General features: G+C 72.0%; 12 protein-coding genes. 6 read left to right on the forward strand and 6 right to left on the reverse strand.

The annotated features are described in order from the left end of the window. Positions 1 to 104 precede the first annotated feature (104 nt). The 3 genes from ALMP_RS22480 to ALMP_RS22490 all read left to right on the forward strand — a co-directional run bounded on the left by ALMP_RS22480 (position 105) and on the right by ALMP_RS22490 (position 2,277). A complete protein-coding gene (locus ALMP_RS22480) occupies positions 105 to 989 on the forward strand; it encodes an NAD(P)-dependent oxidoreductase (protein WP_264931075.1) in 885 nt (294 codons plus the stop codon). A gap of 165 nt (positions 990 to 1,154) precedes the next feature. After that, a complete protein-coding gene (locus ALMP_RS22485; RefSeq protein WP_264931076.1) occupies positions 1,155 to 1,733 on the forward strand; it encodes a TetR/AcrR family transcriptional regulator in 579 nt (192 codons plus the stop codon). A 157-nt stretch (positions 1,734 to 1,890) separates the two neighbouring features. After that, positions 1,891 to 2,277 carry a hypothetical protein gene (locus tag ALMP_RS22490; RefSeq protein ID WP_264931077.1) on the forward strand — a complete coding sequence of 129 codons (387 nt, stop codon included), beginning with the start codon at positions 1,891 to 1,893 and terminating at the stop codon, positions 2,275 to 2,277. Positions 2,278 to 2,320: 43 nt separating this feature from the next. Here ALMP_RS22490 and ALMP_RS22495 read toward each other — a convergent pair whose 3' ends face one another. Continuing rightward, positions 2,321 to 3,652, reverse strand: a complete 1,332-nt coding sequence (locus ALMP_RS22495; protein WP_264931079.1) for a serine hydrolase — start codon at positions 3,650 to 3,652, stop codon at positions 2,321 to 2,323. A gap of 359 nt (positions 3,653 to 4,011) precedes the next feature. Here ALMP_RS22495 and ALMP_RS22500 point away from each other — a divergent pair, with 359 nt between their 5' ends. Continuing rightward, positions 4,012 to 4,662, forward strand: a complete 651-nt coding sequence (locus ALMP_RS22500; protein ID WP_264931080.1) for an FMN-dependent NADH-azoreductase — start codon at positions 4,012 to 4,014, stop codon at positions 4,660 to 4,662. Between the two features lie 139 nt (positions 4,663 to 4,801). Here ALMP_RS22500 and ALMP_RS22505 read toward each other — a convergent pair whose 3' ends face one another. From ALMP_RS22505 to ALMP_RS22515, 3 genes are all read right to left on the reverse strand, one after another. Continuing rightward, positions 4,802 to 5,056 (reverse strand): AAA family ATPase, encoded by a 255-nt coding sequence (locus ALMP_RS22505; RefSeq protein ID WP_375803516.1) that lies wholly within the window; start codon positions 5,054 to 5,056, stop codon positions 4,802 to 4,804. Between the two features lie 277 nt (positions 5,057 to 5,333). Continuing rightward, positions 5,334 to 5,729, reverse strand: a complete 396-nt coding sequence (locus tag ALMP_RS22510) for an iron chaperone (protein ID WP_264931225.1) — start codon at positions 5,727 to 5,729, stop codon at positions 5,334 to 5,336. A gap of 203 nt (positions 5,730 to 5,932) precedes the next feature. Further along, positions 5,933 to 6,388: a carboxymuconolactone decarboxylase family protein gene (locus ALMP_RS22515; protein WP_264931081.1), complete on the reverse strand. Its 456-nt coding sequence runs from the start codon at positions 6,386 to 6,388 to the stop codon at positions 5,933 to 5,935. A 189-nt stretch (positions 6,389 to 6,577) separates the two neighbouring features. Between ALMP_RS22515 and ALMP_RS22520 the strand changes: the two genes are divergently transcribed. Next, positions 6,578 to 9,016, forward strand: a complete 2,439-nt coding sequence (locus tag ALMP_RS22520; RefSeq protein ID WP_264931082.1) for a helix-turn-helix domain-containing protein — start codon at positions 6,578 to 6,580, stop codon at positions 9,014 to 9,016. Here the strand turns inward: ALMP_RS22520 and ALMP_RS22525 are convergent. Both ALMP_RS22525 and ALMP_RS22530 read right to left on the reverse strand, forming a co-directional pair. Then, positions 9,006 to 9,842: a carbohydrate ABC transporter permease gene (locus ALMP_RS22525; RefSeq protein WP_264931083.1), complete on the reverse strand. Its 837-nt coding sequence runs from the start codon at positions 9,840 to 9,842 to the stop codon at positions 9,006 to 9,008. The two genes, ALMP_RS22520 and ALMP_RS22525, sit on opposite strands and share 11 nt — an antisense overlap. A gap of 2 nt (positions 9,843 to 9,844) precedes the next feature. Next, the gene (locus ALMP_RS22530) at positions 9,845 to 10,786 is read right to left on the reverse strand and encodes a carbohydrate ABC transporter permease (RefSeq protein WP_375803517.1); all 942 of its coding nucleotides are present in this window, start codon (positions 10,784 to 10,786) and stop codon (positions 9,845 to 9,847) included. Between ALMP_RS22530 and ALMP_RS22535 the strand changes: the two genes are divergently transcribed. Next, positions 10,713 to 10,899: hypothetical protein (locus tag ALMP_RS22535; protein WP_264931087.1), on the forward strand; the 187-nt coding region annotated here is incomplete at its 3' end. The genes ALMP_RS22530 and ALMP_RS22535 overlap by 74 nt on opposite strands.

Consider the following 10,899-nt stretch of genomic DNA (forward strand, 5'->3'; position numbering starts at 1 on the left):
AAGGACGTCACCGGTGTCACTTCTTCCGTGCGCCGCCCCCTGCGAGCGTTGGCCTGCACGTGATCACTCGTCACGAGCGACGTACACACGCAAGGAGCAAACGCATGAACACCGACCGCCAGGCCGTCACCGTCCTCGGACTGGGCTCCATGGGCTCGGCGCTGGCCGCCGCGTTACTGGACCGGGGCCACCCCACCACCGTGTGGAACCGGTCGCCGCACAAGGCCGGGCCGCTGGTCGAGCGGGGCGCCCACCTGGCCGCGACGCCCGCGGAGGCGATCGCGGCGAGCCCGCTCACCATCGTCTGCGTGCTCGACCACGACGCGCTGCACACCGTCCTCGACCCCGTCGCGGACACCCTGGCGGGCAAGGCCCTGGTCAACCTCACCTCCTCCTCCCCGGAGCAGGCTCACGAGGCCGTCAGCTGGGCCCACTCCCACGGCGCCGACTATCTCGACGGGGCGATCATGACCACCCCGCCCGGCGTCGGGAACCCCGAGATGATGTTCCTGTACAGCGGTTCGCGCGCCGTTCTCGACGCCCACCGGCCCACCCTGGCGGCCCTGGGCGACCCCCTCTACCTCGGCACCGACCCCGGGCTGGCCTCCCTGTACGACGCCGCGCTGCTCGGCCTGATGTGGTCCACCATGACCGGCTGGCTGCACGGCACCGCGCTGGTGGGCGCGGAGAAGACGCCGGCCACGGCCTTCACGCCCGTCGCGATCCGCTGGCTGACCGCCGTGGCCGGTTTCCTGACCACGTACGCGCCCCAAGTGGACGCCGGCCGTTACCCGGGGGACGACGCCACGGTCGACGTGCAGATCGCGGCCATCGAACACCTCATCCACGCCGCGGCGGCCCGAGGCATCGACAACGCCCTGCCGGAACTGCTGAGGACGGCGATGGAGCGGGCCAAGGCCGCCGGCCACGGATCCGACAGCTACGCGAGCGTGATCGAGGTGCTGCGGAACCCGGCCGACCGCGCGTGACCCGCACGGGCGCCCCGCCCTCGGCACCGCCAGGTGAACCGGCAGCGGGGCGCCCGGCAGGATCATCCGCAGGACGCGTTCGGTGACGTCCGAGGCGGTGGCACTCCATACGTAGTACTCTCCTTGAAGTGGTTTGGGTGTAGTGCTGCACATGGAGTGGTGTCAATGGTGAGGCGGAACGACCAGCGACGCGCGGCCCTCGTCGACGCCGCGATCGAGGTGCTGGCCAGGGAAGGCGCGCGAGGCCTGACGTTCCGGGCCGTCGACGGGGAGGCGGCCGTACCGGCAGGCACGGCGTCCAACTACTTCGCCAGCCGCGACGACCTGCTCACCCAGGCCGGCGCCCGTGTTTACGAGCGGCTCCAGCCCGACGAGGCCACGATCGCCCGCCAGCGGGCCGCCGGCCGCGACCGGGAGACCTACGTGGAGCTGATGCGCGAAGTCGTCGGCCGGGTCGCCTCCTTCCGCACCGGCTACCTCGCGCTGCTCGAACTCCGCCTGGAGGCCACCCGCCGCCCCGAGCTGCGCAAGGTGCTCACCGAGCGGGTCCGGGCCGACGTCGACGCCAACGTCGCCTACCACGAGGCCTCCGGTCACCCCGGCGACGCCATGGCCGTCAAACTGCTCATACTGGCCCTGAACTGGCTGATCGTCGAGCAGCTCACCCTGCCGGACGTCTTCACCGAGGCGGAGCGGGAACAGCTGGTGACGGCCGCGGTCGAACGCCTCGTGACGGAGGAGTAGGCGCCCCGGTCCGCCGCGCCCCGGGCAGGAGGTCCCAGGCGTACGACACGCCCGGAGGGCGAACCTCTGGGCTTGCTCAAGCGTGGCTTGAAGCAGGCATGAATCGGGGCACCCTCGGAGCAGCCGGCACGAACACCGGCGATAGGGGGAAGAGATCATGCTGATGGCACTGGTGCTGGTGGGGGCGGCCGTGGTGGGGCTGCTCGTCTGGTGTACGTGGGCGCTGCGGCGGGCCTGGCGGCGCGCGCTGGATGACTACTCCTGGCAGGTGGCGGCCGGCGGCGGTGCCGCGCGTGGTGGCGGCTCCTGGTCCGCGGGCAGCGCCAGGAGCACGGGAGCGACGACGGGTGCCGGGGCCGGCTCGCTGAGCGACACGTCCTGGTACGTCATGGGCGCCGCGTGCGACAGCTCCTCGAGCGGCTCGTCGAGCGAGTCCTCGAGCGGCTCGTCCTGCGGCGGCGGCTCGTCGTCGTGCGGGAGTTCGTCGTCCTGCGGCAGCAGCTCCTCCTGCGGCAGCAGTTCGTCCTGCGGCAGCTCCTGCTGAGACGTGGCCCGTCCGGCACCCTGCCGGACGGGCCGAGCCCGCGTCAGCCGGTCGTCAGCCGAGGGCCGGTGAAGAGGTCGACGCCCGGCAGCCCGTCCGGCAGGACCCGTCGGGAGTCCGCCTCCGGTCCCCCGGATCCCGGGGCGAGGGACATCCCCGGCGCCGGGGACGGGCACAGCGCCTGAACGATGTGCACGTTGAGGGCGTCGTTGATCGGGCTCGGCTCCAGGGCCGTGCCGTCCTCGTTGAGCCGCTCGTACTTCATGAGGTTCCAGCCCATGGCGAGCTGACGCTTGCCGTCGGGGCTGGACAGGGCGATGGTCCCGGCCCCGAAGACACCTCCGTCGTGGCCCCAGAAGCGGCCGCAGCCCGGTATGTCGAGGGAGTAGATACCGAGGCCGTAGTCGATGCTGCCCAGGCCGACGAGCACGGGGACCGTTCGCTGCATCTCGTCCAGGGCCTCCTGGCCGATCAGCCGGCCGCCCAACAGGGCGCGGTAGAAACGGTTCAGGTCGTCGGTGGTGGAGACGATCGCGCCCGCCGTGTACGCCCAGGACATGTCGTAGACGCTGTAGTCGCGGGGCGGGTCGATCAAGCCGTAGAACGACTCGTACATCTTGGGGTGCGGCCCCTTGATGTACGGCGTGCGCGGGTACGAGGTGTGGCGCAGCCCGGCACGGTCGATGACGTGGCGGGTGATGTACGTCCCGGCGTCCTGGCCGGTGACCCTCTCCAACACCAGGCCCGCGAGGACGTAGTTGGTGTTGGAGTACGACCCCGGCTGATGACCGGGACGCCCGGTGGCCGGTGCGTCCAGGCCGAGGCGCACCAGCTTCTCGGGCGCGATGGAGCGGAAGCGCTCCTCGTCGAGGCTGGCCGGGGAGTTCTGCGCGAGGGAGGGGAACGCGCCGACGACGTAGTCGCCGATCCCGCTGGTGTGATTGAGGAGCATGCGTACGGTGATCTCCCGGCCGCGCTCCTGGTCGTCCCCGGTGAACAGCTCCGGCAGGTACTCGCCGACAGGGGAGTCGAGGTCGATCCGGCCGCGCTCGACCTGCTGGAGGACGGCGACGGCGGTGAAGGTCTTGCTGATGCTGCCCACGCGGTGACGCATACCGGGGGTGACCGGGCGTCGCGTGTCCACGTCGGCGAGTCCGGACGCCCCGGTCCACCGCGCCTGTCCGAGGCGGGCGGACGAGTGGACGCCGTACATGCCCGCCTCGTGGATGTCGTCGAGCGTGGTGCGCAGGGCGGCCCGGTCCAGCGAGTCGACGGCCCGCGGTGTGGTTCCCGCGGCGGCGGTCGCGGTCGGCACCGCGGTGGTCATGAGCAGGGTGGTGCCCAGGACGGTCCCGATGAGTCGGGTGATGCGCAAGGAGCTTCCCTTCCTTGGTGTTCCGATCGTGCGGGCACGATTGTCACGGGCGGAAGGTGTACGGCACATCGTTCGGCCGGATGATCGTTTTCACGCCGTGGCCGACCGCGGTGTCCGCGCTCTCCTGCGCGTACGGCGGCGTCGCGGCTGCTCGGTCGCGGTGGCGCGCCCCCGCGCCCCGCGCCCCGCGCCCCGTGCCGCGTCGGTCCCGGCTTCCCTTGGGGGGCGGTGAGACCGAGAGGTGATGTGGGCCACAGTCGATGGACCTCAAGCCTGCTTGAGGAAGCAGGCTGGTGCGTACGAGAGGGCGGCCGTCCGGGCCGCCCGACCGCACGGTTACCGAGTCCAGGAGAACCACCATGGCCACGCTGCTGCACATCGACACCTCCCTCAACGGCGAGAACTCGCACTCCCGCGCCGTGACCGCCGCCTTCCGCAAGGCCTGGCAGAGCGAGCACCCGCAGGGCAGAGTGATCTACCGCGATCTCGACACCGACCCGGTGCCCCACCTGCGCGCCGCCGCCTACTACGCCGGCTACACCGCCCCCGCCGAGCAGTCCCCCGAGGAGCGGGCCGCGTTCGCGCTGCGTGCCCAGCTGATCGAGGAGGCCGAGGCGGCGGATGTGATCCTGCTCGGCGCCCCGATGCACAACTACTCGATCCCCTCGACGCTGAAGGCCTGGCTCGACCATGTCTTCACCGTGGGCCGCACCGCGATGACCGAGGCACCCTCGCTCGCGGGCAAGCCCGCCGTGGTCGTGACCAGCCGCGGCGGGTCGTACCAGGAGGGCACGCCCCAGCACGGCAACGACTACGTGCAGAGCTACTTGCGGCAGGCCCTCGGCACCGGGCTCGGCCTGGACGTCACCTTCATCGTCCCCGAACTGACCATGGCCCCGACCGTTCCCGCGATGGCCGGCCTGGTCCCGCTCTTCGAGGCCTCCCGCACCGCGTCCCTCGCCGCCGCCGAGTCCCACGCCAGGGAACTGGTGACCCGTCCGGCCGCGTAGCGGCACAGCCGAGAGGGCCGCCGCGGCGCCCGACCACCCGGAGGGCGTCGCCCAGCCGCACGACGACGCGCCGCCGGGAGACGAGCGGACAGGCCGGCTCCGCCGCGGTCCCGGCCGTGGCGCGCGACGGCGGCCGTCGTCATGACCGCGCCGGCGAGGTCGGCGGGCGTGGGATCGCGGTGGGGGACAGTTCGAGGTGCGGCCAGGTGCGCAGATCACGTCGCAGCTGCCGGTCGTGGGTGGCCAGGACGACGGCGGCGTCGGTCGCCCGGAGCGCTTCGGTGAGTTCGTCGACGAGGGAGACGGACAGGTGGTTGGTGGGCTCGTCCAGCAGCAGGACGTGCGGGCGGGCGGCGAGAGCCAGGGCGAGGTCGAGGCGGCGCTGCTGTCCCATGGAACAGCTCGGCCACGGCCTTGTCGGCGTCCCGTGACGTCAGCAGGCCCCCGTCACGGGCGGCCTCGGGCAGCGTCACGGCTCCCGTCCCACGACCGCGGTCGGGGTGACGGGGCCGGAAGCCCGGTCAGACGAAGAAGAACACGCAGAACACGCCGATATTCACACGTCCACGGTCACAGCCCGGCCGCCGCCGGTCAGTCCGGCGGCGCGGCGGGCGTGACCGACGCCCGCCGCACACCGCCGCCGACCAACGGCGCGGCACCCCCCCTTGGCCTCAGCCCACCGCCTTCTTCACGAGCGCGGCGATCCTCTCCTCGTCGGCGGCGGTCAGCTCCTTCAGGGCGTAGGCCGTCGGCCACATCGTGCCCTCGTCGAGGTTCGCCTCGTCGTTGAAGCCGAGCGTCGCGTACCTCGCGTTGAACTTCTGCGCGCTCTGGAAGAAGCAGACGATCTTGCCGTTCCTGGCGTACGCGGGCATCCCGTACCAGAGCTTCGGCGCGAGGTCCGGCGCGCTCTCCCTGATGACGGCGTGGAGCCGTTCGGCCATGACCCGGTCCGAGGCCCGCATCTCGGCGATCTTCGCGACCACGGCGGCCTCGTCCTCCGCCGCCCGGTCGGCGCGCGAGGGGCGGCGCGTGGACGCCTTCAGCTCCTGGGCGCGCTCCTTCATCGCGGCGCGCTCCTCGGCCGTGAACCCCTCGGAGGTGGTGTCGGTCCGGGTGGCCTTCTCGGCGGGCTTCTGCGCGTTCGTCACAGCGGGTTCCTTCTCGGTAGGGGGAAGCGGATCGACAGGTGCGTGTCCATGATGGAGAGGCGCCGGGACGGCGGCCTCTCCGCGAACTCGGTGTCCCGGGGTTTTCACCCCGGGGACGGTCAACCCCACGCCCCGGCGATCTGACGGGTCGTGGCGTTGAGCCGGTTGAACAGGTTGGTGACACCGATCATCAGGACGATCGCGGCCAGCTGCTTCTCGTCGAAGTAGGTGGCGGCCGTGTCCCAGATCTCGTCGTTCACCGCGTCGGGACGGTCGGCCAGCCGCGTCGCGGCCTCGGCCAGCGCGAGGGCCGCCCGCTCCTCGTCGGTGAAGTACGGCGCCTCCCGCCAGGCGGCGACCGTGGCCAGCCGCTCGTCGCTCACGCCGGCCTTGCGGGCCGTCTTCGCGCCGCCGTCGACGCAGGCGCTGCAACCGTTGATCTGGCTGACCCGCAGGTGCACCAGCTCCAGCGTCTGCCCGTCCACGCCACCGGAGTGCACGGCCTTGATGATCTCCTGGATGGGCCGCATCGCACCGGACAGCACGACGGCGGGGTTCTGCATGCGAGACTGCATCTCGGTCTGCTCCTCTTCCGTTCGGTGCCCCGTTCTCCCGGGGCGTGACCCCATGACAGCCGGGACCGCCCGCAACGACCACGGCGATGGGACACCGTGGGACACCTGAAACAGCCTTGACCAGCGGCGACTTGGCTCGGAAGACTTCTGCCGGAGCGGGACGGACCGACGGGGGAACGGGCGGAACGGGTGGACACACAGGAACGGGCGGCGACGAGCGACCCGCAGGACGAGCTGGCGGCACGACTGCGCCTGCTCCAGGAACTCTCCGGGCTGGGCGTACGGGCCCTCGCGCGCGACGCCGGCCTCAGCTCCTCGTCGCTGTCGCGCTACCTCAACGGGCAGACCGTGCCGCCCTGGCCCGCGGTGGTCACGCTCTGCCGCCTCGTCAAGCGCGACCCCCGCCCCCTGCGCCCGCTGTGGGAACGGACGTCGAACCCCTTGCCGGCGCCCCCCAGGAGCAGCCGCCAGGCCCGGCCGGTGCCCCGCAACGACCTGCCGCGCGACGTGCCCGACTTCACCGGACGCGAGGAGGGGCTCGCCGCCGTCCTCGCCGCGATCGACAGCCACCGGGCGGTCTCCGTCGACGGCATGGCGGGCGTCGGCAAGACCTGTCTGGCGGTGCACGCCGCGCACCGGCTCGCCGCCGACTTTCCCGACGCCCAGCTCTACGTGGATCTGCACGGGTTCACCGAGGGCCGGCCCCCGCTCGACCCGGACGCCGCGCTGCGGATGCTGCTGGGCGCGCTCGACGTGCCGTCCGAGAAGGTTCCGCAGGAGGGCCTCGAGCAACTGGCCGCCTGCTGGCGGTCCGAACTGGCCCGTCGACGGGTCGTCGTGGTCCTCGACAACGCCGCCGACGCCGACCAGGTCCGCCCGCTGCTGCCCGGCGCCGGCCCCTCCGTCGCCCTGATCACCAGCCGCAACCGGCTCATCGGCCTGGACGAGGTGCCCCCGGTCTCCCTCGACGTGCTCAGCCCCGAGGAGAGCGCGCGACTGCTGGCCCGTGCCAGCGGCGACCCCGGTGGGCCCGACGGCCGGCTGGGCCGCGATCCGCGGTCCGCCGCCGAGGTGCTGCGGCTGTGCGGCCATCTGCCGCTGGCCCTGCGGCTGGCCGGCGCACGGCTGCGGCACCGGCCGGGCTGGACCGTCGGCATCCTCGTCGAGCGGATGGCCGAGGGCACGAGCGAGTTCGACACCGCGTTCGCCATGTCGGTCCGGCAGCTGAACCGGTCCCAGGCCCGCCTGTTCCGGATGCTGGGCCTGCTGCCCGGGGCGTCCTTCGACGAGTACGTGGTGGCGGCGCTGGCGGACGTGCCGCTGCGCGACGCCCGGGCGATGCTGGAGGACCTCCTCGACGCGCACCTCGTCCAGCAGCCGACCGCGGACCGCTACCGGCTGCACGACCTGGTGCACCAGCACGCGCGCCGGGCCTCGGCCGAACAGGACTCGGCGGCCGAGCGGGAACGCGCCCTGGGCCGCCTGCTCGACTACTACGTGCACGCGGCGGCCGCCGCCGACGCCGCGATGCCGTACGTGTCACCCGGCCGGCCGCCCTCCGTCGGCCGGCCCCCGGCCGAACTGCCGCGGTTCACGGACAAGAACGCGGCCTTCGCCTGGCTCGTCGCGGAGTACGGAAACCTGATGGCCGCCTTCGAGACGGCGGCCGCCGTCGGAGCCGACGCGCACGTGTGCGAGCTGCCGCGCTTCCTGCGGGCCTACTTCGCGCGGCGCTGCGGCACCACACATCTCAACGTCCTCTTCGAGCGGTCGCTGGCCGCCGCCGAACGGCTGGGCGATCCGCTGCAACTGGCCGAGGCGCACAGCGACCTGGGCTTCGCCCGCTACAACGCGGGCCGGATGGCCGAGGCCGCCGCCGCGTACGAGGCGGCCGGCCTGAGCCTCTCCCAGGTGGGGGACGCGCGCGCGGAAGCCGAACTGGCCATGCGCCGCGGCTATGTGAGCTGGGACGCGGGACAGGTCGAGGAGCCGCTCGAACTCTTCCGGCTGGCGGGGACGCTGTACGAGAAGGCCGGCTGCCCGACGGGCCCGGCCCACGCGGCCGCGGCGGAGGCCTGGGCGATGCTTCAGCTGGGACACCGGGAGGAGGCGGCGCGGCGGGCCCGCGAGGTGCTGGCCGTCCCGCACGCCGACCCCGCGTGGCCGCCCGCGCTGACGGCCCGGATCACGCTCGGCGTGGCCGTCGCCCACGAGGAACCGGACGAGGCGGCGGAACACCTGCGTCAGGCGCTGGAGCTGGCCCGCGACGACGGCCACCTGAACAACCAGGCGTGGTGCCTCAACTGCCGGGGCGTCGCGCTGCGGCAGATGGGCCGGTACGAGGAGGCCCTGGCCAGCCACCGGGAGGCGTTCGCGCTGCTCGACGAGTTGTTCGAGGAACACTGGAAGATCCACTTCCTCAACGGCTACGCCGAGACCTGCCGCCTCGCGGGCCTGGCCGAAGAGGCCCTGCGACTGCACCGGCAGGCGCTGGAGCTGGCCCCGGGGCTGGGAAACCGGTACGAGGAGGCGCTGGCCCACGAAGGCATCGCGACCGTGCTCGACGAGAGCGATCCGGATGCGGCCGCCGAGCACCGGGCGGCCGCCCTGCGCGTGCTCAGCCCTTGACGGCGGAGCTGGCCACCCCCTGGACGAACCAGCGCTGGAAGAACGCGAAGACCACGAGGACGGGCAGGATCAGCAGCACCCCGAAGGCGAGGACCTGACCCCAGTCGACGGGCTGCTGGCCCTGGAACACGCTGATCTGCAACGGCAGCGGGCGCACCGAGGGGTCGGAGACCATCAGCACCGGCCACAGGAACGAGCCCCACTGGGTGAGGAAGGTCAGGATCGCCACCGACGCGAACACCGGCTTGCTCATCGGCACGATGATCGCGAAGAAGGTGCGCCAGGGGCCGGCGCCGTCGAGGCGGGCGGCTTCCTCGATGCTGGGCGGGATCGCGCGGAAGAAAGTGGCGAACTGGTAGACCGAGAAGGCGTGGGCGATGAAGGGGATCGCCTGGATGTAGAGGGTGTCGCGCTGATCGTTGAACATGTAGAACAGCGGCACCGCCACCGCCTCGAAGGGGACCAGCATCAGCAGCAGGACCAGCGCGAAGACGGCGTCGCGTCCCCGCCAGCGCAGCCGGGAGAGTCCGTAGGCGGCCATGGAGTTGACGATCAGCCCGCCGAACACCACCACGGTGGCCAGCAGCAGTGAGACGCCCATGAAGCGCCAGAAGTAGCCGGTGCTGTCGGAGTCGAAGCTGTTCAGCACGGCCGTGTAGTTGTCGAAGGACAGATGGGTGGGCAGGAAGCCGGACAGGCCGTCGAGCACCTGGTCGGACGGCTTGAGGCTGCCCAGGAACAGATAGAGGACGGGCAGGGCGAAGACGAACGCCAGCACGCTCAGGACGGCGTAGTCGAGGAAGCGGCGCAGGGGTGTGCGGGTCATGATCAGTCCTCGTTGCCGGGGCGGACGACGCGGCGCTGGACGAGCGTCAGGATGACGACGATCAGGAAGAAGACGACCGTGATCGCGGAAGCCTGACCGATGTTGTTCTGGTCGAACGCGGTGGTGACGGCCTGGTACATCACGGTGCGGGTGGCGTCCTCGTCGAGACCGCCGCCCCGGACCAGGACGTACACCTGGTCGAAGACCCGGAAGGACAGCACCGACGTGAGCAGGGCGACGAACACCAGCGTGCCGCGGATACCGGGCAGCGTGACGTGGCGGAACTGCTGCCACCGGGAGGCCCGGTCGAGCTCGGCCGCCTCGTACAGCTCGGTGGGGATCTGCTGGAGGCCGGCCAGCAGGATGACCATCTGGAAGCCGACGCCCTGCCACACCGACAGCACGATGATCGAGGCCATCGCGGTGGTCGCGTCCCCCAGCCAGTCGAAGGCGCCCCAGTTGCCGAAACTCAGCACGTCCAGGACGGAGTTGAGCATGCCTTGCTCGCTGCGGGCGAGGATCAGCCGCCAGATCACGGCGACCAGCGCCATCGGGAAGACGACGGGCATGAAGAAGAAGGAGCGGAACAGGCCGATCGCCTTGAGCTTGCGGTTCAGCAGGATCGCCAGCGCGAGCGCGAGACCGGTCTGCAACGGCACGACGACCAGGGCGAAGGTCAGGTTGTTCACCAGCGCCCGCAGGAACGGCCCCGAGAGGTCGGGGTCGGTGAACAGCCGCCGGTACTGCTCCAGTCCGAAGAACGTGGGCTCCAGCGGCGAGCCGAGGCGCACGTTGTAGAAGGAGAGCACCACGGCGTAGCCGAAGGGGATGCCGACGAAGGCGACGAGTCCGCCGACGGCCGGTGCGGACATGAGCAGTCCGTGCACCCAGTCGCGGTTCCTGCGCGCCGGGCGCGTCGGTGGCGCGGGCTTCTCGGAGGTCATGGGCGGGGCCTGCCCCGGGCCGCGCGGCGCGGTGCGCGCGGATTCCACGGATTTCACGGGTGGGGTCCTCTTCCCGGCGGGGCGGGCACGGCTGCCGCGTGCCCGCCCCGGCC

Source organism: Streptomyces sp. A012304 (assembly GCF_026008495.1).
GTDB lineage: Bacteria > Actinomycetota > Actinomycetes > Streptomycetales > Streptomycetaceae > Streptomyces.